The sequence below is a fragment of the Agrobacterium sp. NPDC090273 genome (assembly GCF_044772305.1).
In the GTDB taxonomy this organism is placed as follows: domain Bacteria; phylum Pseudomonadota; class Alphaproteobacteria; order Rhizobiales; family Rhizobiaceae; genus Agrobacterium.
On record NZ_JBIVYN010000010.1, the window covers coordinates 89,689 to 113,356 of the forward strand.

A 23,668-nucleotide genomic window follows, 5' to 3' on the forward strand; every position below is an offset into this window, starting at 1 on the left:
TCGAGAACGACTGATCCAGCGATCAACCGTGCCGATCTACAAAATCTGGAAAATGAGGCCGATGGCCCGAGGGCCCCGGCGAGAGGGCCACACGGGGTTGGAAAACCCGTGCGGCCGTTATTGTCAGTTACTTGGACGCCAAAAACTTCTGTTGCGCCTTGGTCATGTAATCTGCCCACTGTTTGGCGAGGTCTTCAGGCGTAATATCGCCAAGCAGCGCTTCCTGCGACGTCTTGATCACGAGCGAATCCTTGAAGAAGGCAAACTCCTCCAGATAGGTCGGCATCGTGGTTGGCACGGCATTATTGTCAGCAAGCTCATCGAACCAGCCCTTGAACTGTTCGCTCGCATAGAAAGGATCCTTTTCAGCCGACTTGTGCACTGGCAGAGCACCCGTCTTCTTGTTCCACTCGATATTGCCTTCCGGCCCTTCGAGGGTTTCGATCAGCTTCCAGGACAAGTCCTTGTTCTCGGATTTGGCCATCATTGACCAGCCCGCAAAACCAATCGTCGGGAACGTCTTTCCGTCTGGGCCCTTCGGCATGGTCATCACACCGAAGTCCTCGGCCTTCATGCGCTGAGCAATTGCGATCAGTGCGTCAGGATCCTGATCGAGGAATGCGCAGGTGCCAGAGTAAAAACCGGCGACGATCTCGTTGAAGCCCCAGTTTACGCTGTCCTTTGGAGCATAACCGTTCTTGTAAAGATCAACCACATAGGTGAGACCCTTTACCCAGCCTGGGCTGTCGAAGGTCGACGTTCCATCCTTGGTAAAGAACTCATTGGAGCCAGCCATCGACGCGCCGAACATCACCCAACCGTTCAGTCCGCCAGGTCCACCGCGCATGCAGTATCCGTATTTGCCTGGCAGGGCGGCAACCTTCTTCGACGCGTCGGCAAATTCGTCCAGCGTCTTCGGCGGCTCTTTCACACCGGCCTGCTCCAGGAGTTTCTTGTTGTAGAACATGGCCCTCAGATAAAATCCGTAGGGCAGCATGTAGGCCGTGTCCTTTACGTCACGGCCAAGCTCAAGTGTCCGATCACTGAGGCCCGGCGTATGCTCCCATTTGGCTAGGTAAGGCTCCAGGCTTTCGAGCATGCCATTGTTGGCGTAGAGCGACAGCCAGGTATCGGGCATTTCCATGACATCCGGGACATCTCCGGCTGACACCATGGTTGCGAATTTCTGGAAGGCTTCGCTCCAGGGCAAGGAGATGATTTCGACCTTTGTCCCCGGATTGGCGGTTTCAAATTTCGAAACGATGCCTTTGAGCGTTTCCGTGCGCTCTGGGCTTGTAATGACCTCAACTAGTTTCAAGGTCGTGTCCGCCATAGCCGTTCCAGCCATCATGGCGGTGAAGAGTGCTGCGGTTACCAGTTTTTTCATGTTGTTCTCCCCTTTTGTCGTCAGTTTCAAGAAGCGGTCAGGCGGCTGAAGCCTCCTTGATCGCCGGTTCAAGGTCCTTCCAGAGCGCCTCGGTGCCTTCGAGCCCGACATGCAGGCGCACCGAACGTTCGCTAATGCCGAACGTGTGGGCAGAGTTTGGCTGCGCCTTCTGTTCGAGCACCACTTCACCGGGGACGATCAGGCTTTCGTGCCCTCCCCAGGAAACACCGAGTTTGAAAAGCTTGAGCTGGTTCGCGAAAGCGCGCACATCAACTCCAGGCTTGAAGATGAAAGAAAACAGACCCGACGTTCCGTTGAGGCCGGGCGGCAGACGGTTGGCGAGGCCTGGATGGCAAACCGTTTCAACCACATCGAGCGCCTGCAAGCGGTTGGCAATTTCGAGTGCCGATTCTTGGTGCGCCTTCATGCGGATAGGCAGTGTCCGTAGGCCTCGGATGAGGAGCCAAGCATCGAATGGTGACATTTTGCCACCGAGATAGGGGTAGGTTTCCGCACGAATGCGATCGATCATTGCCTTGGAGCCTGCAACCACACCGGAGACGACATCGCTATGGCCGCCAAGATATTTCGACGCCGAATGCAGAACGAGGTCGACGCCGAGCGAGATCGGTTTTTGGAAGATCGGGCTGGCCCATGAGTTGTCGATGACGGTTATAGCGCCGTGGCGGCGTGCGATGGCCGCAAGCGCGCCGACATCATGCGCTTCCATCACCCAGCTTGTCGGACTTTCCATGTAAAAGAGTTTTGCGCCCGGCATCGCCTTTTCAACGGCAGCCTCATCGCGACCATCAACATAGACGACCTCGATATTCATGCGCTTCATGTAGGTGCCGAAAAGACGGAACGCATCGGGGTAAACATGGCGAACCGCCACGATGCGATCACCCGGGGAAACAAACGACAGAACGGTCGATGAAATGGCCGACATGCCACTTGCAAAACCGAGCGCATCCTCCGCTCCTTCAAGCTTGGCGAGCATTTCTTCAAACAGCCGAACGGTCGGGTTAAGACCACGCGTGTAGACGGGACGCGTCTTTTCACCGCGATAGGTCGAGACCATCTCGTCATAGCTGGAGAAGGTGAATAGCGACGTCTGCACGAGCGGTGGCACCACGGCTTCGAAAGCATGGGTCTCATCGTGTGCAACGATCAGGGAGGCGGGATCAAAGAGATCGTTGCCTTGGCTCATTTCGACATGTCCTTGATATCTTCCTCGACCACGGCGAGGATTTTAAGTGTTTCTTCGCGCGCAGCATCAGCATTGCCAGACGCGATTGCGTTAAAGAGCGTCCGGTGGAACGGAAAGGATCGCCCTGCAAAATCAGGACGATCAAAAGGCTTGGACCAGAAGCGTTCGAACCCTTCACGCATCTGCTCAAGTAGCTGTTTGAAAAGCGGGTTGTGCGTGGCGTCATAAATCGAGAGGTGGAAGGCAAGGTCTGCTTTGCCGGAAGTTCCTTCTGCAAGATGGACACGTTCCATCTCGTCGAGCCGCGCTTCCATCGTCGCGATATCATCAGCCGTGCGCCGGCGCGCCGCTGCCATTGAGGCTTCGACCTCGATGCCACGCCGAACCTCGAGGGTCATCAGCAAGGCATCACGGAGGCTTTCGGCCTCAATGGAAATGGGCATATGCACGGTGGCCGCAGAGATCGGCTTGAGCAGGTAATTGCCGCTACCCTTACGGCTATCGATGACACCCAGCGCCTGAAATTTACGAATAACTTCACGGATTGTGGAACGGCCAACACCAAGTGCTGCCATCAATTCTCGTTCGGCTGGAAGCCGATCGCCGGCTTTAAGGTCAGCCCGCTCGACATAATCGGAAAGGGCAGCTTCGACCTGGCGCACACGGTCGCTCGGCGGTATCGGCTGCATCAATTCCCGGCTGCTGGTCCTGTCCAAGACGACTCCCTAAATTGGTCTGACATCTTACCATTTCAAACAGAAAATCGGTTGTCAACTGGCAAGCCTGATGCAGTAAGCAACTCTGGCTCGGCCCGAAACTCGGGTTTCGTGTCCCGAAAGGAAGTCTCACGTGCCACAAAGTGATTTCGGGTTGGTTTGCACGCAGAACTGATCCGGTTAAGCGCATAATTTCCATTGAGAATTGAGCCATGTGAAACTTCCCCCAACGCGGAGAGCGACGGGGGCAACGGAGTGATCCACATGGGACGTTCAAATGTCATCCGTTGGATGGCGCTGCGTGAGAAGCAGTCGATTTTCCGACAAGCTGGCGGCCTGACTGAATACGGAGGCCGGAATGTCGCGCAAGCAGCGACGAACATCGAAGCAGGTTCTTGCCGATCTGGTGGCTCTCGGCTTTACCGGCTTTTATGGTCGGGTTGCCGCCTTCGCCCGTGATTGGCGAGCAGAACGATAGCGTTAGCAGCAGACGACGGGCCGTCGGCATATTCGTTCCGCTGTCCTTCCGCGCCCATTCGCTCGAAATTTAACGACTTTCAAAATCTCAACGTAATCGCCGCCACCTATAATTGTGACCTGATTGATTTTTCACTTTTGGTCATCGCGTCTTCGGCGGCCGCCTTCCTTGCGGGAGGCGCATATTCTCTGGTTCCACGTGAATTGTATGATCCCGAATGCAATATCAAAGGCAACAATCATTCGTACTGAATTGGCGAGCGGTGGTTCTGTTCCGAAGCAGAGCGCGCGAGCGCTGGTTGGAGGAAAGCGTCGAGATGATAGTCACAAGGGGCACGATATTGCGAAGGGTCAATGGGTTCTTTTGTTTTATGGCAATTGCGTTTGGCGCTTTAACCCAAGTGAGGGCTGACCAGTCCCATTTTACAGGGGACTGGCAACAGATCGTTTCAAATGCCGGGCAATGCGACCGTTGCCAGATTGCCATCGAGCAGCAAGGCTCTGTGTTGCGAATAACGTCAAGTAATGGCTGGTTTGCTGTTGTTGATGTCGATCAGAGCGGAGCCTCTGAGACAGTGAGTGGTATAGGGCGATGGAAACCCGGGCATGGAGGCGTTTACAGCAGCGCGCCATTTACTGTTGATTTCACAATGACGGATGGACAGCTTTATATGAACATGAGCGTCCGGGACGCAGACAAGCGTACCCGTGTCATCAAGGCGATTTTTGATAAATTGCCACCAACCAACAGTGACCGTAGCCTGTCGATCAAGGCCTAATGGTCGGCCGTTAAATTGGCATTGTTTCACCGAGAAAACGTCAGCGTCGCCTGCGGATCGGTGATACGGGAGACTTTCGACAGTTTTCTCCAAAGGACCAAGCCTCAACCAGCGATTAGTGAGACCCGCGCTGGTGAGGATTTTCACCTACGCAGCGAGTTCAAACAGTCATTTTAACCTCCACACATTCCCTACTTCAAACCATGCGAACAGCCTGGTTTTCTTTGTCCAACCGTATTTTGGGACACCTGGGGTTCCTGATATCGCCTGAAAGGCGGGCTTTTTCTCACTTTTTTACCGACTGAGACTTACCTATTACAGCTGAGGTGCAGCTGTGTCACGTTTCCAGAAAAGCTCAAATTGAAATAACCGAGGAGGGCATCTCGAACATCGAGACCGCGCTGGCAGACCAGCCCAACCCATTGGAAAAGAATGATATCCAGCCACTCGGTGGAACCACGGCTTCGTTTGGCGAGCCCGGTCCCTATTAAACATCGCCAGTTGGCGAAATGGTTCGGACGAAAAACCATCTTGTGGGATCGTGGTGACTCGGAACCGAATGACCCACTATCCGTTCTGCCTTGAACGGATTTCTCGGGAGAAAAATCATGAAACTCAAGCTGGTTCTGAGCACGATAATCGGCCTCACCTGCGCGGCAACTATAGCCGAAGCACGGAACGACTGGCACCTTTACGGCGCGGTCCAAGTTGCCGGTGATCGCGTACTTGAGACGGCTTATCGAAACGCGCTTTATCAGTGCGGTTACGACGGGTATCCTTCAAACACTCGCATCGGCGCTTATCACATCCCGAATGGCTCTCCAGAAATGCGCATCTGCCTGTCCCGCATGGGGTTCATCCTGGAATACGGTGAGCCCTTCGCCTACCCCGTACGTAAAGTGGTTTACCACTCCACATATTGATCCACCGGATCACATAGGTTGGCTGCGTTTGAAGTGAAATGGTCCTGGCGACAGGCTGGGCTTTGCGCGTACAGCGCCAACGGCAACCGAGTGTCATCCTCCCTAAAGCCAGTCTGACTTGCTGAGCGCTGCTGCATATTGAAAAATGTGCCGGGAGTGCCGACCTACAGGATAGCCTGGAGGTCAAGATGTTTTACGTTTCCCTAGCACTATGCGCTGTCGTCACGGCATTTTTTGTTTGCCGATACTATGCCGCAAAGACACTCCTTGTCGAAAAAGATATCGAGAAAGCTATCGCGCGCAAACTTGCGTCGAGCGGGATAAAGCTTGAGCTGGCAAATGTCCAAGAGGAAAACGCCGTAATGCGGAACCTCTTGCTTGACCTTCTCGAGAACGAAGCAGCGTTACCGATGAAGCAATCCACTGTGTCTAGGGATGAGTTCGTTCGAATGAAAACAGCCAAGATCCAGCGGTACCGCGAGATACTGGCAGAAAGTGCACATGTTTTGCGACAGAGCCAGGCCAGCCATGTTGCCCAGCCCTCCAGTTCGATCAATTCCGACGATCGCAGCCCATGAAGTTTAGCGGATATTGCGGTGTCGTAGAGTGGTCAAGATGCAGGTCCCAAAGGCACCTAGGTTGCAATGGAGACATCATTCGGCGCCGATAGGTGGAGCCCAATATGAGCGAGTAGGATCAATACGCAGAAGAACGCAACCTCAGCTGCCTTCGAAACGAAGGCAACTAAAATCGTTCTTCTTTGCTCATCGCATTTGCAGCTACATCACTCAGAAAGTTCTGATGATCTTGCCCACTTTTGCTGTAAAATCGTCTAGAATTTTCCGCTGTTCGACCCGCTGCCCCTCGATTGAAGTGAGCTTGTCTTCCAGAAGGTTCAGCTGCTTGTCGAAGCGACTTTTCGTATCGCCGTCTCCAACAGCCTGCAGATTTTCGCGAACCCTCGCCTGCTCCTGCGATGCCCGGTCGTAGTCCTGATCGAGAACCTGCAGTCTCAGTTGAGCGTCATTCTCGCTCCGGCGCGCATCTGCCAGTTCTATGAGCTTTGCCTTCGTCTCGTCATCGACAGCAGCCTCTTGCCAGGCGACCAAAGTGAACGCGTCCGCGTCGACAAGGGAAATGGTTTCATCGTTGATCAATTCAAACCGTGTTGAGACAGTCTTCGTCTCGGCGGCTTTCAGTTTTGTCTTTATGCGATAATCACTGACGGTTGGATCATCCTGTCCCTCGGCCTTGAACGTCCAGCCGCTCCGTTTTGGAACCTCAATCACGACGGTACGCTCGCCATCCTGAGCGCCCGTGATAGTGTAGGTCGCCTCTTCAACGGTTGATGACTTTGCGTGCATCATGCCATCGATGACCTTGAGATTGACGATGTTCTGGCTGGTCTTAACCGTTGTGTCTACATTCACCTTCTGATCGACCGCAAAGCTCACCGATTGTTTTTCGTCCCGTGGCAGTCCATTTATTTGCGCGTCACCGACATATCCGACACTTTCATCATAAACAGTCATGATGCCGGGCGGCAGACTGATCCCGGCATTGTTTTCAATCAGTGCAGCCGCTACCGGGTGGTCACTCACCATTCCGGCTCGAAAAAGTGAAACCATGTCAGCCTTCACTCCCTGATCGATGATCGGAACCGAAATCGTATCGCCGTTCTTGATGTCGTAAGTGCCATTCAAAGCGAATGTCGACGTAACATCCTGTTCGGCAGCGCTCGCTTCTTGACCCGCAGCCATTGCGAAAGGAGCTGGCGCGGCCTCACCAGCCATTGCATCTGCCGCGGGCGAGGAAAGGAGATTTGAAATCTCAAAGTTGTGTCTAGCCATCATTGGTTTCGCCATAACTCCGCGCGGAAGTCTGGCTGCCGCCGTATCAACTGGCACCTCGGTGCGGTCACGCATGAAGTGTCGATGAAGCGCTTGCTTGAGGGTGACCGGCTTTCCGGAAGAAAGTGTCACGCCGACACCGTTCCAATCTTCTCCTGACGCATTTTCGAATACTGCCCACGCCTGCAGGCGGACTTCACCATCCTTGCTCGTTACAAGGCGGTATGAAGTCTTCCAGATCGGAGCTGGTACGACATATGAGATATCAACGTCCCGGGAAGCAGCGCCATCGAGCTTCAGCGTTACAGTGCGCGCTCCATCTGTATTACCTTTTGCAATCACGTCCATCGCGGTCTTGAGTTTGGCTCTGACAGAAGTGTCCAGAATTTCAACCTTGGTGCCCGGCAGCGGAACCATCGCAACTTCGCCGTTGTCCATCATCAGGGATAACTGCCAGCTTTTGGATGTTTTTTCATCTTCGCTGGCCGTAACACCAAGAATGACGCCATCTCTATCCCCTGCCCTGACCCGTGCTCCCTTGATCGCATCCAGCAGCTTGGGCATTGAGGTAAGGTCAGACGCCTTGAACGGCAGTGTACGGAAAGTCTCTTCAAGCGGGTTGGGTCCAGCAAGTGACAGGTTCTTGACCCTACCTTCCTTATCCCGGACAACGAGGCTTTTAAGAACGTCATCGATCTGGTCAAGCGGCACCTCGATGGTGACCTCGGAATCCTGCCCAACTTCAGCGGACCTGACAATTTCGGCTAGCCCGCCGGAAGACAGCGTTACGGATTTCACGGGTCCGTTCACGGCGGCAAAGGCAGTTGATGAAACGAGTAAAAAGAACAGTGCTGGCAGAACGCGCTTGGTGGTGGTCATAAGATCTCCCTGGCCGGCCTATGGAAGAGCGCCAGGCAACTCCCGGCTGCAATTCATCGACTATCGTCGTCGTTTTGGAGCAATTTGAGGCGCGCCTTGCATCGCTGCTGATTTTGCAGCGCTCGTTGCGAGACGATCCCCTGACGCGCTCGACGGCTAGATCAAAACAAGCGTCTTTTCATCACGTCTTCCGTGACAGAAGTGCTGGAGGGCTTGTTCGTACAATGATCCATCTCGACTGATGGCCGCGAACAAGGTCATAGATGAACAAAATTTCAAATCGTCTGGTGACCCGAGAATGGTGGTTGCGGAGCTACCAGAATGCCGCAGCATGGCCTGCGTACATTCGGCAAGCCGTGGTCCGAGGACAACGTGGTCAAGATAAGCTTGCGCTTCATCTCGGCCAGACAGCGCATAAAAGCGCGCAATATCAGAACGACCAAGACCCTTTATCTGCGGAAAGATGAACCACATCCAATGTGAGCGCTTGGAACCGGCCAGAAGCTCATTTAGGGCAGTGCTGTAAACGTCGCGCTGCGCCAGGACAAATCGCTCGAGATCAAATGACTGCACGCGCTCCTCCCACGTTTTGTCAGTCAAGCGACCAACACCAAGCCTCCTGCAAGCAGAAGACATTCAGGCCAATTTCGATAGAATAGCGACATGAGCACATTTAACGAGACTGAAACCGCGCTTTTCGAGCGACTTCGTGCACTGAAAGCGAAGCCGGAAATGGCAATCAATCTTTACGACATTGGCGTACCGATGACCGCTGCGGGCTTCACGGAAGACGAAATCATGAGCGTCCTCACAGCTCTTGAACAGGACAAGATCGTCGCATTCTCACCGGGGAACCGTCTGCTGATCCTGAAAGATCTTCCCGATACAGTATGAGAATACGTAAGTCGCAGCACAGGCCTGAAAGTCGGGCGACGCCGATCACTCAGAACTTGTAACGAACGCCAAAAACATTGGCATTCGTTGCCCCCTTCATGTTTCCAAGTGTCTTCCCCCCACCGGACCGATGATGGAGGCGCCAGAAGAACTCGGTCGAAGAATCCTCGCTAAAGGAGACGTTGATTTCCGGGCCGAGGTAGAAAAGGACATTAGCGTTGCCGTCGTCCTTGATCTCCTGCTCGCGTTCTCGGCCTGGTTGCGCATCCGTGACAAGACTGAGGCCTGCTGTAAAACTCGGTGTTATGAAGAGCCGTTCGCCAAGTTTGATCTGCTCATAGCGCGCAACGGGACCTGCCCAAATTTCGCCGGTAAACCCTTTGCCAAACCTCGCGGCTACTCCGATTTCCCCTCCCAGCCTCACATTGCCGATCTGATAGGGGTAGAACTGATAACCGCCGCCGAGGATGGCGTTGCGCTCGTAGTCGACCGGGACAAGGGCCGCACTCTTCAGCATGTCTTCCGTGGTCAGCGCGCCGGCAAAACCGAAAATTGCTTCTCGGGTCGGTTCGGCCATGTCCTCGGACGCAAAGGCTTGCGTTGTCGCCATCGTTAACATGGTTGCCAGCATCAAACCGTGCACAATCTTCATGTCTGTACTCCTGAACATCCCCGCATAGGCATGATCCAATAGGGACATTTCCATGATCCTAACATCCCGCAACCGAACACAAAAAGTTCAATGCCGAGCGAAGGCATGGTTTCACGATCCTAACTCCGTCGTGCCTCAGCGCAGGAATGTCCTGAAACGCCGCAGGGCAAGGTAGAACATGACACCACCGATCGCCGCAAGCGCCATGAGTTGCGGCCAGACGACGTCAATCCCCGCCCCCCTGAACAGAATGGACTGCGCAAGGATGACGAAATGGGTATTGGGTGCGAGCAGCATAATGTATTGAATGATGTCGGGCATGCTCTCTCGTGGGGTTGTCGCGCCTGAAAGCACCTGAAGCGGCAGGAGAACCAGGATCAGCAACATGCCGAACTGCGGCATGGAACCGGCCACAGTCGCCATGAAAATACCCATTGATGTCATGGCGAATAGTTGGAGCGCAGTACCCAAAAGAAAGAGCCAGAGCGAGCCCTCAATGGGGATACCGAGTAGCCCTTGGACCACGACGAAGAGAGAAAACGCCGATGCCACGAGGACGACAAGCCCCATCGACCAGACTTTGCTCAGCATAATCTCCAATGGCGTGACTGGCATGACGAGGAGATGCTCGACCGTGCCGTGCTCCCGCTCACGGATCAGCGCGGCTCCCGTCAGCACAATCGAGAGCATCGTGATGGCAGTGATGATGTTGTTGATCGACCCGAACCAGGATTTATCCAGTTCCGGGTTGAAACGCGCCCTTAATGTCAGATCTACGGGGACAGACGTTGCGCCTCTATAACGGTTCACATACTCCTGAACTTCGCTCGAGATGATGGTCTGGACATATCCACCACCGCTGAACGCTTGGCTCATACGCGTCGCGTCGATATTGAGCTGGATCGCCGGCTGCTGGCCTGCCATCAATCGGCGCTGAAAATCGGGCGGGATGTTCAGAGCAAACGTATCGAGGCCCGCATCCATACGCTTGTCCATTTCAGCAATAGAAATCTGTTTTGGAGGCGCAAAGTATGGCGGGTAGAACGCGGTGCTGATACGTCCGGAAAGCGGCGACTGATCCTCGTCGACAATGGCAATCGCAGCATTGTTCAGCGTTTCCGGCAGAGCACTCGAGCCGGTGTAAATCTGCAGGGTGAAGGCATAGACGATCAGGACAAGTAACATTCCGTCGCGGGCGAGACCACGCAACTCCTTGATGCCGAGCTGAAAGATGTTTGAGGATAGAAACGTCATGACGCCTGTTTCCTCAAAAGTGCAGCTCCGGCAACAAGCAGGACGGGCACGGCAATCAGGAGGGGCACAAAGGAGCCAGCCAGACCGGCAAAATCAAGTGCCTTGGAGAAAGTGCCGCGAGAGATCGTCATGAAGTACGTCGCAGGATAGATCTCGCCGATAACAGCGCCAGCTCCGCGCAATGACGAGACGGGATCTATCATGCCGGAATACTGGGTCGCAGGGATCAGTGTCAGAAGTGCAGTCCCGAAGATCGCGGCAATCTGGCTCTTCATGAACGACGACATGACGAGACCGATCGATGTGGCGATGATGACGAAGAGCAGCGCCCCTGTCGCATAGGCGAGATAGCTCCCGGTAAACGGTACCCGAAAAATAAAGATCGCAAAGGCTGTCAAAAGAAGGAAGTTCAGCATGCCAAGAGCAACATATGGAAGCTGCTTGCCGATCAGGAACTCTAGTCGCGTCGTTGGCGTGACGTACAAATTGACGATGGAGCCCAGTTCCTTCTCGCGTACAACGCTCAATGCCGACAACATGGCCGGAATGAGCATCAGGAGGAGCGGAATGACTGCCGGCACCATGGCCACCAGGCTCTTCACATCAGGATTATATCGGTAGCGAGTTTCGATGCTGAAGGAATTCTGTGTCGCAGCACTACCATAAAGTTCAGTCGCCTTGCGCGTCAGCCACCCCTGGTGCATTCCCTGAACGTAACCGCGCACGGTCTCCGCCCGTTGCGGCATGGCGCCATCGATCCACGCCCCGACTTCAACCGTTTTGCCGCGCAAAACGTCACGCCCGAAACCAGGTGGAATTTCAATGGCGAGGCTCAGTTCACCATCGCGCATTCGCCGGTCCATATCGGCATAGTCACGGATCGGCTCCTTCTCGATGAAGTACCGGGAACCGGCGATGTCCAGGACATAATCTCGGCTGATCGTGGAATCATCGCGGTCCAGAGCGGCAAAGGTCAGATCCTCGACATCGAGGTTGATGCCGTAGCCGATAACAAACATCAGTATCACGCTGCCAAGGACGGCAAGTGTGCCGCGGATCGGGTCGCGTTGCAGTTCCAGAGCCTCGCGACGGGTATAGCTGAACATCCGCCTGAAATCGAAAAACCGCTTTTTTGAAGGGGGTGCGTGGGTTGTCTGGACAACGGCGACCGGAGGCGCGGCAGCGGCGTCCGTTTTCTTGATGCCCGAGGCATCTTCGAGATAGGCGATAAATGCGTCTTCTAGCGTCGCTGCGTTGCGGCTTTTCGTGATCCCTTCCGGGGTATCACTAATCAGCACCTTGCCGGCATGCATCAACGAAATGCGGTCACACCGTTCCGCCTCGTTCATGAAATGGGTCGAGATGAAGATCGTCACATTGTCGTTGCGGGACAGCTCGGCAAGGATTTGCCAGAAACCGTCGCGCGCCACGGGATCGACGCCCGACGTCGGCTCGTCAAGGATCAGGATATCGGGCGAGTGGATCATGGCAACAGCAAGTGACAATCTCTGACGAATCCCGAGTGGCAGGTCATCCGGAAGATTTTCCATGACGTCACCAAGATCAAAGCGCTTCGCCATCTCCTCTATGCGGGGCCCAATGGTTTTTTCCGGCAACTTGAAAAGTCGCGCATGCAGATCGAGGTTTTGCCGTACCGTTAGCTCTGAGTAGAGTGAAAATGCCTGACTCATGTAGCCGACGCGGTGGCGGATCGCCATGTCGCTCGCATCTACGGTGTGGCCGAACAGCTTCGCTTCGCCCTCGCTGGCGGCAAGCAATCCCGTTAGCATCTTCATGGTGGTGGATTTGCCGCAGCCATTCGAGCCAAGAAAGCCGAATATCTCGCCGCGCGGGATTTTGAAGCTGACATTGTCGACCGCTGTAAAATCCCCGAAACGCATGCTCAAATGCGAGGCTTCAATCGCATAATCGCCGTCATCTGATGCCTGACGCGGTGCAATATGCACCTCCTGGTACCCCTGTCGCTTCGTCTCTGGCAGAAGGGCAATAAATGCTGCGTCGAGATTGGCGGCCGATGTGCGCTTGAGAAGTTCGTCTGGCGAACCCGTAGCAAGGATTTTGCCCGCATCCATCGCGACGAGCCAATCGAAGCCGGCGGCTTCCTCCATGTAGGCGGTGGCGACAATCACGCTCATGCCTGGGCGACCAGCGCGAATTGTGTCGATCAATTCCCAGAACTGCCGGCGCGAGAGCGGGTCGACACCTGTCGTCGGTTCGTCGAGGATCAAAAGGTCCGGATCGTGGATCAGGGCACAACAAAGACCGAGCTTCTGCTTCATGCCGCCAGAAAGTTTCATGGCTGGCCTGTCGGCGAACGGTTCAAGTCCGGTACTTTTCAGGAGATCGGCAATACGCGCCTGGCGCTCCTTGCCGTCCAGGCCAAAAAGCCGGCCGAAGAAGTCAATATTTTCGAACACCGACAATGTCGGATAGAGGTTTTTTCCAAGGCCCTGCGGCATGTAGGCAATGCGTGGGCAGGTATCTTCGCGGTGGCGGGCGCTCGACATATCACCGCCCAGCACCTCAACCTTACCTGTCTGGATAGCCCTCGCACCCGACACCAACGACAGAAGCGAGGATTTACCAACGCCATCGGGACCGATCAGGCCAATCATGCGCCCGGCTGGAATTTCGACGGAAATGCTGTCGAGCGCCACTGTATTCTTGAAGGCCAGCCGCACAGCACTCAGTCGCGCGACCGGTTCAATTTCCATTTTCGCTTCCAAACGCTCAGCCATGGCGGAAACCATCACTTGACGAGGTTGCGTTCAAGGTTCTCCGGCCAGGCGGCATTCGGATCAAGCCGGACGTAAGCCATGCCAGGCAGACCTGTTTTCACGTACTGGATATATTTCTGCAGCAGTTCCAGGGGAATCTGGGCACGGACGCGGAATGTCAGTTTCTGGCGCTCTTCTTCGGTCTCGACCGTCTTTGGTGTGAATTGCGCGACATCCGCCACGAAAGACACCTTGGCCGGGATCGTGTATTGCGGCGCGGCGTCCAGGATGAGGCGAACATCGGACCCGATCGATGTCCGGCCAGCCTCCGCTGTCGGCAGGAAAAACGTCATGTAGACATCGCCGAGGTCGACAAGATTGAGCACGCGCCCGCCTGCCGAAAGAACCTCACCGGGCTGGGCGATCCGGTACTGGACGCGGCCATCACGCGGCGAGACCAGCGTGGCATCCTTGATATCTGTCTCAATGCTTTCGATATCAGCCTGTGCGGCGTCAACGGCCGCCTCAGCATCGACAATCTGAGCCTTGGCTGCATTGATTGCGGCATCGGAGGCTGCAAGCGAGGCCTCTGCCGAGGCGAGCGTGGCACGGGCCGAGAGCTCGGCCGCCTCGTTATCATCGACAATCTGTTGCGAAACCGCATTACCGGTCAGCAACTGTCTGGAGCGCGTGTAAGTCTTTGAAGCAGAATCGAGCTGCGCCTTACGTTGCTCCACCACAGCCAAAGCTGATGTCTTCTCTGCTTCGCGCTGCGCAACAAGGCTATGGGCTGTATCGATCGCGATTTTCGCGCGGCGAAGCTGCGCTTCCGCCTGTCGTTTCTTGGCTTCGAGCTGGGCAGTATCCATTTGCGCCAAAACCTGACCGGCCTTGACGAAATCACCCTCGCGCACAACGATATCCTGGAGGCGTCCTGCGGTTTTCGTGGAAATGTCGATTTCGACTGCTTCGATACGGCCATTGCTGGCAATGAAGCCGGAAGGTAATCCCTCACCTGTCAATTTCGACCAGGAAACATATGCGACGGCAGCAAGAACGAGAACTGCCAGTCCAATGAGCAAGCCTTTTTTCGACATTCGTCTTCCCCAAAAACCCCTCGGAATTCAACCATAGTACGTTAAAATCCGAGACGCCAGCCACCATAGCTTTTAAAATCCGCCTCCAATTCCTCATCCTTTTCATGGTGAGGAAGGTCCTTCGGATTTTGTTTAAGCCGTGTTCTGAAGCACCACATTGACACAAGTCAAAATGGGCTGCGGTTTTTGAAAAGGATCAGACCGTGCTGATGGACGCCCTTAAGACGAGCGCATCAGGTAATGACCGACACCCCAGACGTTGCCGTTCTCATGACCGAACAATCCGGCCGTCGCGAGGAAGAACAGTCGCCACCGGCGGTTCCAGAGTGCAGCGTCTTCTCCGTAGGTTTTATTCAGTATTGGCTCGATCTGCGCTGCTTTCCGATCGAAATTTTCAAGCCAGTGAAGCGCTGTGCGTTGATAGTGGACGCCAGACCAGCGCCACTCTTCCTCGACGCGAAAGAGATCGCCAAACCGGCGGGGCAGATCAAAAGCGGGCATGATACCGCCTGTGAAGAAGTGGCGAGCAATCCAGTCTGCGGGATTGTTATGGTCGAACCGGTAGGACCGACTTCTATGGTTGAAGACGTGAAGGAAGAACTTGCCCTCCGGCTTCAGCCAGCCGCGCACCCGTTCGAACAACGCCCGCCAGTTCGACATATGTTCGAACATCTCGACCGAGACGACCCGATCGAATTTTCCCTCTGTTGCAAAGTCATTCATATCGGCCGTCACGACGGAAAGATTTGTCAGCCCGCGTGCCGCGGCAAGGTCGAGGATATAACGACGCTGGGATGTGGAATTCGACACAGATGTAATGCGGGCCTTTGGATAAAGAGCCGCCATGTAAAGCGACAGCGAGCCCCATCCACATCCAAGTTCCAGTATATCCATGCCGTCAGCGAGACCGGCGTGACCCACGGTCTCGGCCAGTGCCGCAATTTCGGCTTCGTCAAGGCTGGTGGTCGCATCCGCATAGAAGCAGCTGGAATATTTGCGATGCGTGCCAAGGACTAGCGAAAAGAACTCCGGCGGGACCTCGTAATGCTGCCGGTTCGCGTCATTGGTATGGGTCGCGACAGGAAAGCTCGCCATGCCGGCAACAAAAGCTGCTTCGGCTTCTGGAGAAATACGGGCTAGCCTTCGCTTAGTTCTTGCACAGAGATAATCTATTCCGGCAAGGGTCACGCTATCACTTAAGGGAGCGCGTTCAGCAGCGTTGATGGCAAAGGCAAGCATATTCATGGACGACCTCCGGTCTTGCGTGGTCCAGGGAAAAAGGCATTCACACGGCTTTGCAGATCACGAAACCTGGTGCCGCGGGATTTCAGCATATGCTCCTCCAGAGGCGGGATGCCGGAAACATGAACCAGCAGCCAGTACATCATCAAAGGAGCGGCGAGCGAAAGCCATGACAATGGCTGAGCACCGACTGCCAGAAGCGGAAAACTGCACCAGAACAACCATTCGAAAAAGTAGTTTGGATGGCGGGAATATCGCCAGAAGCCAGCCTCGCATATCTCGGTTTTTGCCTGCGGTGTTTTCTTGAAAGCCGATAGCTGGGCATCGGATGAAGCTTCGCCGGCCACAGCGAAGGCTCCAATCAGCAGCGCGGCGATATCGGTGAACCTTGGAAATGCGGCTGTGTTTGAAGCAGCGAGGTAGACAGCAAGGACCAGAATGAAGGCGGCCAGCGCCTGCACCTGCAGAAAGAAGAAGAGCCGCATGCTAGCTTTCTCGCCCCACTCCTCCAGCAAACGTGCATAACGTGGATCTTCGCCACCGCCGCTGGTGCGCGTGCCGATGTGACTTGCAAGCCTCAGGGACCAGACAATCACGAGCGCAAGAACAGCGAAATTACGCCAGTCCGCGCCTTCTGCAAGAACAGCAGCCAGAGCACCTGCGAGACCCACACCTGCAGACCAAATTGTGTCAATCCAACCGCTTGAGCCTGTGATCCGTTGAACCGCGAATGCCGCCGCCATGAGGAGCGACAGCAAAATCGCGAGAGATCCCAGTACCTGCCAATCCATTCCTTCACCACTCTACTTGGGAGCATTCGATACCGCTCTTGGTGCAACAAATACGGGAATGGGCGCTAACAGGTTTCAGCCAGCGCGAAAAAAAATCAAAAAACGTTCCGGCCCATGAAACTCATCAGACCGGTTCCTCGTAGTTGTCCTTGCATATGCGCAAACACTTTATGCGTGACCAAGAGGACCCCATGACCGAAACTGGAACGTCCGATCAGAAACGAGGCCTTAAAATAGCGGTCATCGGGACGGGTATCTCCGGCCTCTCTGCCGCGTGGCTGCTCTCCAAACGTCACCAGGTGACGGTGTTTGAGGCCGCGAGCCGGATCGGCGGCCACAGCAACACCGTTGATTTCGAAAGTGTGAGTGGCCCGGTTTCGGTCGACACAGGCTTCATTGTCTACAATGAGGTGACCTATCCCAATCTGACGGCACTTTTCAAAGAACTCGACGTCCCTACGACGGCATCCAACATGTCCTTTGCCGTGTCACTGAACGAAGGTGCGTTCGAATATGCTGGCGGAACCCGTTTTGGGCTCTTCGCACAAAAGAGCAATTTGCTGCGGCCACGGTTCTGGAACATGCTAGCAGATCTCTTGCGATTTTACCGCGATGCCCCCGGCGACCTGCCAGAGATGGGCAATATGTCAATCGACGAGTATCTCACACGCCATCGCTATGGCTCGGCATTTCGTGATGATCATCTCTATCCGATGGCAGCTGCCATATGGTCTACGCCTGCGATGGACGTCGGGCGCTACCCGGCAGCGCAGTTCGTGAAGTTCTGCCACAACCACGGCCTGCTATTGCTGCGCAACCGCCCCCAGTGGCGCACTGTTACCGGTGGAAGTCGCGAGTATGTCAGACGCATCACCACGGGTTTTAGTGACAGGATCCGGCTGTCGACCCGTGTGACGGAGATCCGCCGGACACCGGATGGTATTGCGATAACAGACGGTTTCGGACGAAGACATCAATTCGACGACGTGGTGATCGCAACCCACGCGGATCAGGCACTTGAGATGCTGTCGGATGCCACACACGCCGAAAAGAATATCCTTGGGGCCTTCAGCTACACAAAAAACCGTGCAGTTCTGCACACGGACGCGGAACTGATGCCCAAACGGCGGGCCGCGTGGTCGAGTTGGAATTACGTCACCCATACGAACAACACCAACCGCCAGCCGACCATCACCTACTGGATGAACAGGCTCCAACCTCTAGGCCACGCGCCAGAGACGTTCGTCACCCTCAACCCCGTTCGCGAACCCTCTGCGCAGAGCGTCGTTTGCGAAGAGATTTACGATCATCCCGTATTCGATGAACACACCGAGCGCGCACAACGTCATTTGTGGGCTCTTCAGGGCTACCGGAACACGTGGTTCTGCGGCGCGTATTTCGGCTCCGGTTTTCATGAAGACGGCATTCAGGCAGGTCTTGCCGTCGCTGAAGACCTTGGCGGCATCAGACGCCCCTGGCAGGTTAAAAACGAAAGCAGCCGCATTGTCCGGCGTCCCCTCGCTGGAAAGCCGAACCGCCAGGAATGGATGGAGGCACCGGCATGAACGAGCCTCTCGCCTCAGCGATTTTTCCAGGACATGTCACGCATGTGCGTTTCAAACCCAGGGAACACCGGCTTAGCTATCGGATTTACTCGCTCCTTATCGACCTCGATGAACTGGGCACACTCAACAGGCGTTTGAGGCTGTTCTCGGTTGACCGTTTCAATCTGTTTTCGTTCTTCCCTAAAGATCGAGGTGACAGAAGTGGCGATGACCTGCGCGGACAGATCGAAAATGCAATGAAAGCGGCGGGTATTGAGCCGGACGGCGGGCCGATCAGATTGCTGACCATGCCCCGCCTCCTCGGCTGGTCTTTCAATCCACTTTCTGAGTTTTTCTGCTACAGGCGCGACGGGTCACTGGCCGCAATTTTATGGGAGGTCGATAACACCTTCGGTGAGCGTCATTCTTACCTCATCCCGGTTGAGACAGATAATGGCAACGACATCGTCCAACGCTGCGACAAACGGTTTTATGTCTCTCCCTTCATGGAGATGGATCTTCACTACACGTTTCATGTAATCCCACCCGGTGAGACACTTAAAATCCGTATCGACACCTTCGACGCTGAAGGAATTGTCCTGACAGCGCGCCACCTAGCCCGCCGTGTGGCGCTGACCGATGGTGCACTTCTGAGAGCGTTTTTCATGATTCCGCTCCTGACGCTAAAAGTCATCGGCGGCATTCACTGGGAAGCTTTGAAAATCTGGCTCAAAGGCGTGACGTTGAAGAAGCGTCCTCCGCCTCCTCGTACCCCCATTTCCTTTATCCGCCCTTCACCAAACCAAACCGAGGCCAAAATCCATGACCCCGTTTGAAAACCTGACTGAAATATCTGCTGCAAATCCAGGGAGCACACGGCCAATCGGCATGGGTGGCTGGTTGATGAAGCGGCTCTTGAACAGGATTACCAATGGAAGATTGCGTGTCATCTTGCCGGATGGAGCATCGGTGGAAAAATGCGGTGAAAACTCCGGTCCGGAGGCCACCTTCATAATCCATCGCTGGCGCGCGCTGAGACGACTGGTGCTCAATGGTGATATCGGGTTCGCAGATGGCTACATAGCCGGCGACTGGACTACCCCTGACCTCACGGCCCTTATCCGTTTTGCCGCCCAAAATCGCCAAGCACTAAGCGGTTCAATGCGCGGCAGCCTGCCTATGCGCCTGGCAAACCGTCTCGCCCATAGTCTAAACGCCAATACCAAGAGTGGCAGTAGACGGAATATCGAAGCTCACTATGACCTCGGCAACGAGTTTTATCGCCAGTGGCTCGACTCCTCGATGCTCTACTCTTCTGCCGTTTTTGACGAGACCACATCGACACTCGAAGATGCTCAGGCCAACAAACTTCGGCGTATTGCGGAAAAGTTGCGCTTGTCCGGGGGCGAGACCATTCTTGAAATCGGTTGCGGATGGGGAGCGCTTGCGACGCACCTGGCACGCGAACATGACGCGAAGGTCACCGGTATCACGCTTTCACCGTCACAACTGGCTTTTGCCAACGATGCCGTTGCAAAAGCAGGTCAATCTGACCGCATTGACCTCAGGCTCCAGGATTATCGCGATACACATGGGCGTTTCGATCGCATCGTCTCAATCGAAATGTTCGAGGCTGTCGGCGAAGCATACTGGCCGAGCTATTTCGAAACGCTGAAAAGTTGCCTGAAGCCTGGCGGTCGGGCGGTGCTGCAAGTGATCTCCATTGACGAAGATCGCTTTGAAACCTATCGGCGCAAGGCTGATTTCATCCAGCGCTATATTTTCCCTGGCGGCTTCCTTCCATCGCAGAATGCTATTGAGAAATCAGTCGAGAAATCAGGCCTAAAACTCTGTGAAAAAGAACTTTTTGGGATTTCGTACGCACGAACTTTGGCTGAGTGGCGGCTCCGTTTTGATGCGAAATGGCAGACGATTGCGCTGCTCGGCTTCGATGATCGTTTCAGGCGTCTCTGGGACTATTATCTCTGCTACTGCGAAGCGGGTTTTGCAGAGGGAGCGATCGACGTCGGCTTTTACGTCATCGAGAACAGTGAGCGCTATCAGACTTCGTCAAGCGTTGAGCATGAGAGAGGCGTGTCATGAAACGCGTTGTCGTGATGGGAACAGTTACGATCCTGCTCGCGTCAGCCGCGACCAGCATCCGTGCTAGTGAACTTGATGGAGATTGGGCGCGTGGCGATGGCAATGCCAAAGTCCGCATTGCTCCTTGCGGCGAAAATATCTGTGCCACCAACACCTGGATCAAGCCAGGAACGCCTCGTGAAAAAGCAGGCGACCAGCTCATTATGGATATCAAGCCGGATGCCGGAGGTGGATATTCGGGAACTGCCTTCGATCCCCAGCGCGATAAATCCTACCGGCTATCCATCACCATTTCGGGAAGCAGCATGACGACAAAGGGCTGCATTGTCGCAGGACTTCTTTGTAAAGGGATCAATTGGACACGGATCGACTGAACGAAGGAGGACAAGGATGAAAACCGCTCTCGTAGCTTACGTCTCGACACTCATCGCCTTTCTGGTGATCGACTTCATCTGGCTTAGTGCCATGGCATCAAGGCTATACCGCCCGGCGATCGGCGACCTTTTGGCTGACACCTTCAGGGTGGGTCCGGCGATCGCATTTTATTTGATCTACGCCGCAGGCCTTGCTTTTCTCGCGGTAAAACCGGCGCTGGTTTCAGGGCAGTGGAATACTGCCTTGCTTTACGGCGCCATTGTCGGGTTCATGGCCTATGCCACGTATGACTTGACCAATCAGGCAACGCTGAAAAGCTGGTCAACGACACTCACCATCGCTGATCTGGCATGGGGGACGTTTGTCTCGGCAGCAGCTGCAACGATTTCCTATCTCATCACCATGCGCCTGGCCGCCCCAGATACAACTCCGGCAGGTCTATGATGACAGAGGCGCTCCCGCTTTCATGGCCATTGTCCCCTTTCACACGGAAGGGATGGGAGCTTACTTTTTCCTCAACCTTGCTTTCGCGCCAGAATGAATTCTATAAAGGAAAAACAGCAGGGTATATGCGAATGCAGGGTAATGAGATCGCTACTCTTATCAACCGCGTCGGGATGGGCGATCGCGCAGCATTCGCGTCACTCTATCGAGCCACCAGTCCTCGGCTCTTTGCAATCTGCTTGAAAATCCTGCGCGACAAAACAGATGCTGAAGAGGCTCTTCAGGAGATATATATCAAGGTGTGGCAGCGTGCCAAAACCTTCGCCGTCAGCGCCGGGACAGCGACAACCTGGCTGGCGACAATTGCGCGCAATCACGCGATAGATACGATAAGGGCGCGTAAACCTGAGGCCGACGACATCGATGAGGCCTACGATCTGGCAGACGATAGCATTCGCTCTCCCGAGCAACAGGTTGTTCTTGCGGATGAAGGGCGAAGGATTGACGATTGCATGCGGCAGCTCGACACCGCACATGCGCAAGCCGTACGCCGCGCCTATGTCGAAGGATTGAGTTATCTAGAGCTTGCCGACGAATTACGGGTCCCGTTGAACACCGTCAGAACATGGCTGAGACGTAGCCTCCTCAAACTGAGGGAGTGCATGCAGCGATGAGCGAGGGATCACACAGCGGCGGTATGGGGTCGCGCGACGAAATCCTCGCCGGAGAATACGTTCTTGGGGTCCTGCCAGTTGCGACGCGTCGCGCGCTCGAAGAACGGATGAAGGAAGACAAGGCGTTTGCACACCTCGTTGAGCGCTGGCAGCAGGAACTCGTTTCTTTCAACGATGAGTATCTCGATCAGATGCCAGACGCCGCGATTTTCGCGCGCATCGAGGCACGCCTCTTCGGCTCGAAAGAAGAGGCCGTCAAGCAAGGTTTATGGAACTCGATCCGGTTCTGGCGCTGGACTGCGCTCGGGACAGGCGCGCTTGCCGTAGTTGCGTTGGCTCTTGCTGTATTGCCTGTCATTCAACCCAAACCGACAGCGCTCGTGGCAGAACTCGCGACGACCGACAGTCAGGTTAATCTCCTTGCCTCTTACGATGCTGAGAGCGGGCGAATGCGCATTGTGCCTGTTGCGGTCGGCAAACCGGACGAGAAGTCGCTGGAACTCTGGCTTGTTCAGAAGAATGGCTCTACTCGTTCGCTTGGTGTGTTCCAGCCCGGCGCGAGTGGTGACCTGATCATCCCGGCTGACATGCGTTCCGACATCGCAGAAGGAACAACCTTTGCAGTGAGTGTGGAGCCGTTCGGCGGTTCGCCAACAGGTCAGGCTACCGGCCCCGTCATTGCTGTGGGTACGGCCCGACACCTCTAGTAGAGATGATCCACCATGGTGAGGCAACCTTCAGCGGCAGAATTCACGCCGCAAACAGGTTAGCTGCCATGAAGTCTACGAACGCCCTGACCTTCGGTGACAGATAGCGGCTGGTCGGCCACAACACGCGAAACTGACCAGTCCCTGCCAGATAATCATCGAGCACCGGTACCAGGCTTCCCCCAGCAATTTCGGATGTTACCGCGAAGGGGGGAAGACAGGTAATGCCGAACGAGCGCTGCGCGAGAAAGATCAGCGGCTCAAGTGTGCTGGCAACGGTGCTAACCGGCAAATCGAGTTTGATATCGCGACCGTCACGAACCAGCGGCCATGGTTCGAGCTTGCCGGAATTGGCAAAACGGTGGTGGAGGCATTGATGCTGAAGGAGGTCTTCAGGCAGCTGCGGAGCGCCGTTTTTCGCGAGATAATCAGGCGAAGCGACGATAACATGCCTGAACGTCCCGAGCTTGCGGCTCATCAGTCGGGTGTCTTTGACGTCCCCGGTTCGGATCACGGCATCGAAACCTTCTTCGATGACGTCAACAATACGATCCGTGAAATCGAGATCCAGGTTGACCTCAGGGTAGGTTTTCATGAAATCGGCGATCGTTGGCATCAGCAACATGCCCGCTAGCGGCAGGCTGACACGTAGTTGTCCGCGAGGCGTAGCGTGCGACCGGGACAGCCTCGCTTGTACCTCTTCATATTCTGCTTGAATGCGGCGGCACGTATCGAGAAAGAAGCTGCCTTCTTCCGTTAGCGCCATGCTGCGGGTAGAGCGATTGAACAGGCGAACACCGAGTTCATCTTCGAGCCTTGCTATTGCCTTGCCTACGGCAGAGCCGGAAATCCCAAGACGATGCCCGGCCGAAACGAAGCTTCCGACCTCTGCAACCTGCACGAAGATACTGAGCGTTCCGAGCTTGTCCACG

General features: G+C 55.1%; 23 protein-coding genes and 1 pseudogene. 12 read left to right on the plus strand and 12 right to left on the minus strand.

What is annotated here, in order from left to right; all coding sequences use genetic code 11:
- Nucleotides 1–127: 127 nt before the first annotated feature.
- Genes ACIQT8_RS22310 through ACIQT8_RS22320 form a run of 3 tightly spaced genes read right to left on the minus strand, consistent with a single transcriptional unit; the run spans nucleotide 128 to nucleotide 3,286 of the window.
- Nucleotides 128–1,387, minus strand: coding sequence for an ABC transporter substrate-binding protein (locus ACIQT8_RS22310; protein WP_400969904.1), 1,260 nt, complete (start codon nucleotides 1,385–1,387; stop codon nucleotides 128–130).
- A 37-nt stretch (nucleotides 1,388–1,424) separates the two neighbouring features.
- Nucleotides 1,425–2,597 carry a PLP-dependent transferase gene (locus ACIQT8_RS22315; RefSeq protein ID WP_138792661.1) on the minus strand — a complete coding sequence of 391 codons (1,173 nt, stop codon included), beginning with the start codon at nucleotides 2,595–2,597 and terminating at the stop codon, nucleotides 1,425–1,427.
- Entirely contained in the window at nucleotides 2,594–3,286 is a 693-nt protein-coding gene (locus ACIQT8_RS22320; protein ID WP_400970139.1) for a FadR/GntR family transcriptional regulator, read from the minus strand. The genes ACIQT8_RS22315 and ACIQT8_RS22320 overlap by 4 nt, the downstream gene beginning before the upstream one ends.
- Before the next feature lie 367 nt (nucleotides 3,287–3,653).
- Here ACIQT8_RS22320 and ACIQT8_RS22325 point away from each other — a divergent pair.
- The 4 genes and pseudogenes from ACIQT8_RS22325 to ACIQT8_RS22340 all read left to right on the plus strand — a co-directional run.
- Nucleotides 3,654–3,840: pseudogene (locus ACIQT8_RS22325) on the plus strand (IS21 family transposase); the annotation flags it as partial.
- A gap of 267 nt (nucleotides 3,841–4,107) precedes the next feature.
- Nucleotides 4,108–4,569, plus strand: a complete 462-nt coding sequence (locus tag ACIQT8_RS22330) for a hypothetical protein (RefSeq protein WP_400969906.1) — start codon at nucleotides 4,108–4,110, stop codon at nucleotides 4,567–4,569.
- A gap of 608 nt (nucleotides 4,570–5,177) precedes the next feature.
- Nucleotides 5,178–5,492, plus strand: coding sequence for a hypothetical protein (locus ACIQT8_RS22335; RefSeq protein WP_400969908.1), 315 nt, complete (start codon nucleotides 5,178–5,180; stop codon nucleotides 5,490–5,492).
- A gap of 188 nt (nucleotides 5,493–5,680) precedes the next feature.
- A complete protein-coding gene (locus ACIQT8_RS22340; protein ID WP_400969910.1) occupies nucleotides 5,681–6,070 on the plus strand; it encodes a hypothetical protein in 390 nt (129 codons plus the stop codon).
- Nucleotides 6,071–6,280: 210 nt separating this feature from the next.
- On the opposite strand, the gene ACIQT8_RS22345 is transcribed toward ACIQT8_RS22340, so the two are convergent.
- Nucleotides 6,281–8,221, minus strand: coding sequence for a DUF4139 domain-containing protein (locus tag ACIQT8_RS22345; RefSeq protein ID WP_400969912.1), 1,941 nt, complete (start codon nucleotides 8,219–8,221; stop codon nucleotides 6,281–6,283).
- A gap of 156 nt (nucleotides 8,222–8,377) precedes the next feature.
- Nucleotides 8,378–8,794 (minus strand): DUF1810 domain-containing protein, encoded by a 417-nt coding sequence (locus ACIQT8_RS22350; RefSeq protein ID WP_400969914.1) that lies wholly within the window; start codon nucleotides 8,792–8,794, stop codon nucleotides 8,378–8,380.
- A 90-nt stretch (nucleotides 8,795–8,884) separates the two neighbouring features.
- Here ACIQT8_RS22350 and ACIQT8_RS22355 point away from each other — a divergent pair, with 90 nt between their 5' ends.
- Nucleotides 8,885–9,115 (plus strand): hypothetical protein, encoded by a 231-nt coding sequence (locus tag ACIQT8_RS22355; protein WP_138792668.1) that lies wholly within the window; start codon nucleotides 8,885–8,887, stop codon nucleotides 9,113–9,115.
- Nucleotides 9,116–9,164: 49 nt separating this feature from the next.
- Here ACIQT8_RS22355 and ACIQT8_RS22360 read toward each other — a convergent pair whose 3' ends face one another.
- The 6 genes from ACIQT8_RS22360 to ACIQT8_RS22385 form a co-directional block, all read right to left on the minus strand.
- Nucleotides 9,165–9,767 carry a hypothetical protein gene (locus ACIQT8_RS22360; RefSeq protein WP_400969918.1) on the minus strand — a complete coding sequence of 201 codons (603 nt, stop codon included), beginning with the start codon at nucleotides 9,765–9,767 and terminating at the stop codon, nucleotides 9,165–9,167.
- 135 nt (nucleotides 9,768–9,902) lie between these two features.
- Nucleotides 9,903–11,021 (minus strand): ABC transporter permease, encoded by a 1,119-nt coding sequence (locus tag ACIQT8_RS22365; protein ID WP_400969920.1) that lies wholly within the window; start codon nucleotides 11,019–11,021, stop codon nucleotides 9,903–9,905.
- Entirely contained in the window at nucleotides 11,018–13,756 is a 2,739-nt protein-coding gene (gene rbbA / locus ACIQT8_RS22370; protein WP_400969923.1) for a ribosome-associated ATPase/putative transporter RbbA, read from the minus strand. The genes ACIQT8_RS22365 and rbbA overlap by 4 nt, the downstream gene beginning before the upstream one ends.
- A 35-nt stretch (nucleotides 13,757–13,791) precedes the next feature.
- Nucleotides 13,792–14,856: an HlyD family secretion protein gene (locus ACIQT8_RS22375; RefSeq protein WP_138792671.1), complete on the minus strand. Its 1,065-nt coding sequence runs from the start codon at nucleotides 14,854–14,856 to the stop codon at nucleotides 13,792–13,794.
- Nucleotides 14,857–15,075: 219 nt separating this feature from the next.
- On the minus strand, nucleotides 15,076–16,101 hold the full coding sequence (locus ACIQT8_RS22380) for an SAM-dependent methyltransferase (RefSeq protein ID WP_400969926.1): 1,026 nt from the start codon (nucleotides 16,099–16,101) through the stop codon (nucleotides 15,076–15,078).
- Nucleotides 16,098–16,889, minus strand: coding sequence for a DUF1295 domain-containing protein (locus tag ACIQT8_RS22385; protein ID WP_400969929.1), 792 nt, complete (start codon nucleotides 16,887–16,889; stop codon nucleotides 16,098–16,100). The genes ACIQT8_RS22380 and ACIQT8_RS22385 overlap by 4 nt, the downstream gene beginning before the upstream one ends.
- 191 nt (nucleotides 16,890–17,080) lie before the next feature.
- Between ACIQT8_RS22385 and ACIQT8_RS22390 the strand changes: the two genes are divergently transcribed.
- The 7 genes from ACIQT8_RS22390 (at nucleotide 17,081) to ACIQT8_RS22420 (ending at nucleotide 22,736) form a co-directional block, all read left to right on the plus strand.
- Nucleotides 17,081–18,454: an NAD(P)/FAD-dependent oxidoreductase gene (locus tag ACIQT8_RS22390; RefSeq protein WP_400969932.1), complete on the plus strand. Its 1,374-nt coding sequence runs from the start codon at nucleotides 17,081–17,083 to the stop codon at nucleotides 18,452–18,454.
- Entirely contained in the window at nucleotides 18,451–19,269 is an 819-nt protein-coding gene (locus ACIQT8_RS22395) for a DUF1365 domain-containing protein (RefSeq protein WP_400969935.1), read from the plus strand. Before ACIQT8_RS22390 ends, ACIQT8_RS22395 begins: the two co-directional genes overlap by 4 nt.
- Nucleotides 19,256–20,536: a class I SAM-dependent methyltransferase gene (locus ACIQT8_RS22400; RefSeq protein ID WP_400969938.1), complete on the plus strand. Its 1,281-nt coding sequence runs from the start codon at nucleotides 19,256–19,258 to the stop codon at nucleotides 20,534–20,536. The genes ACIQT8_RS22395 and ACIQT8_RS22400 overlap by 14 nt, the downstream gene beginning before the upstream one ends.
- A 14-nt stretch (nucleotides 20,537–20,550) precedes the next feature.
- Nucleotides 20,551–20,910, plus strand: a complete 360-nt coding sequence (locus ACIQT8_RS22405; protein ID WP_400970142.1) for a DUF2147 domain-containing protein — start codon at nucleotides 20,551–20,553, stop codon at nucleotides 20,908–20,910.
- A gap of 16 nt (nucleotides 20,911–20,926) precedes the next feature.
- Nucleotides 20,927–21,355, plus strand: coding sequence for a DUF2177 family protein (locus tag ACIQT8_RS22410; protein WP_400969941.1), 429 nt, complete (start codon nucleotides 20,927–20,929; stop codon nucleotides 21,353–21,355).
- A gap of 131 nt (nucleotides 21,356–21,486) precedes the next feature.
- Nucleotides 21,487–22,029 carry a sigma-70 family RNA polymerase sigma factor gene (locus ACIQT8_RS22415; protein ID WP_138792680.1) on the plus strand — a complete coding sequence of 181 codons (543 nt, stop codon included), beginning with the start codon at nucleotides 21,487–21,489 and terminating at the stop codon, nucleotides 22,027–22,029.
- Complete coding sequence (locus tag ACIQT8_RS22420) at nucleotides 22,026–22,736, plus strand: anti-sigma factor domain-containing protein (RefSeq protein WP_400969944.1); 711 nt, start codon at nucleotides 22,026–22,028, stop codon at nucleotides 22,734–22,736. Before ACIQT8_RS22415 ends, ACIQT8_RS22420 begins: the two co-directional genes overlap by 4 nt.
- A gap of 43 nt (nucleotides 22,737–22,779) precedes the next feature.
- Here ACIQT8_RS22420 and ACIQT8_RS22425 read toward each other — a convergent pair whose 3' ends face one another.
- A complete protein-coding gene (locus tag ACIQT8_RS22425; protein ID WP_400969947.1) occupies nucleotides 22,780–23,667 on the minus strand; it encodes a LysR family transcriptional regulator in 888 nt (295 codons plus the stop codon).
- Nucleotide 23,668: the final 1 nt, after the last annotated feature.

Coding starts and splice junctions, on each gene's coding strand:
- ACIQT8_RS22420 (WP_400969944.1), top strand. CDS start 22,026: ATGAGCGAGGGATCACACAGCGGCGGTATGGGGTCGCGCGACGAAATC.
- ACIQT8_RS22315 (WP_138792661.1), bottom strand. CDS start 2,597: ATGAGCCAAGGCAACGATCTCTTTGATCCCGCCTCCCTGATCGTTGCA.
- ACIQT8_RS22335 (WP_400969908.1), top strand. CDS start 5,178: ATGAAACTCAAGCTGGTTCTGAGCACGATAATCGGCCTCACCTGCGCG.
- rbbA (WP_400969923.1), bottom strand. CDS start 13,756: ATGGAAATTGAACCGGTCGCGCGACTGAGTGCTGTGCGGCTGGCCTTC.
- ACIQT8_RS22355 (WP_138792668.1), top strand. CDS start 8,885: ATGAGCACATTTAACGAGACTGAAACCGCGCTTTTCGAGCGACTTCGT.
- ACIQT8_RS22365 (WP_400969920.1), bottom strand. CDS start 11,021: ATGACGTTTCTATCCTCAAACATCTTTCAGCTCGGCATCAAGGAGTTG.
- ACIQT8_RS22330 (WP_400969906.1), top strand. CDS start 4,108: ATGATAGTCACAAGGGGCACGATATTGCGAAGGGTCAATGGGTTCTTT.
- ACIQT8_RS22375 (WP_138792671.1), bottom strand. CDS start 14,856: ATGTCGAAAAAAGGCTTGCTCATTGGACTGGCAGTTCTCGTTCTTGCT.
- ACIQT8_RS22310 (WP_400969904.1), bottom strand. CDS start 1,387: ATGAAAAAACTGGTAACCGCAGCACTCTTCACCGCCATGATGGCTGGA.
- ACIQT8_RS22390 (WP_400969932.1), top strand. CDS start 17,081: ATGACCGAAACTGGAACGTCCGATCAGAAACGAGGCCTTAAAATAGCG.
- ACIQT8_RS22400 (WP_400969938.1), top strand. CDS start 19,256: ATGACCCCGTTTGAAAACCTGACTGAAATATCTGCTGCAAATCCAGGG.
- ACIQT8_RS22360 (WP_400969918.1), bottom strand. CDS start 9,767: ATGAAGATTGTGCACGGTTTGATGCTGGCAACCATGTTAACGATGGCG.
- ACIQT8_RS22340 (WP_400969910.1), top strand. CDS start 5,681: ATGTTTTACGTTTCCCTAGCACTATGCGCTGTCGTCACGGCATTTTTT.
- ACIQT8_RS22320 (WP_400970139.1), bottom strand. CDS start 3,286: ATGCAGCCGATACCGCCGAGCGACCGTGTGCGCCAGGTCGAAGCTGCC.
- ACIQT8_RS22405 (WP_400970142.1), top strand. CDS start 20,551: ATGGGAACAGTTACGATCCTGCTCGCGTCAGCCGCGACCAGCATCCGT.
- ACIQT8_RS22385 (WP_400969929.1), bottom strand. CDS start 16,889: ATGGATTGGCAGGTACTGGGATCTCTCGCGATTTTGCTGTCGCTCCTC.
- ACIQT8_RS22410 (WP_400969941.1), top strand. CDS start 20,927: ATGAAAACCGCTCTCGTAGCTTACGTCTCGACACTCATCGCCTTTCTG.
- ACIQT8_RS22345 (WP_400969912.1), bottom strand. CDS start 8,221: ATGACCACCACCAAGCGCGTTCTGCCAGCACTGTTCTTTTTACTCGTT.
- ACIQT8_RS22395 (WP_400969935.1), top strand. CDS start 18,451: ATGAACGAGCCTCTCGCCTCAGCGATTTTTCCAGGACATGTCACGCAT.
- ACIQT8_RS22380 (WP_400969926.1), bottom strand. CDS start 16,101: ATGAATATGCTTGCCTTTGCCATCAACGCTGCTGAACGCGCTCCCTTA.
- ACIQT8_RS22415 (WP_138792680.1), top strand. CDS start 21,487: ATGCAGGGTAATGAGATCGCTACTCTTATCAACCGCGTCGGGATGGGC.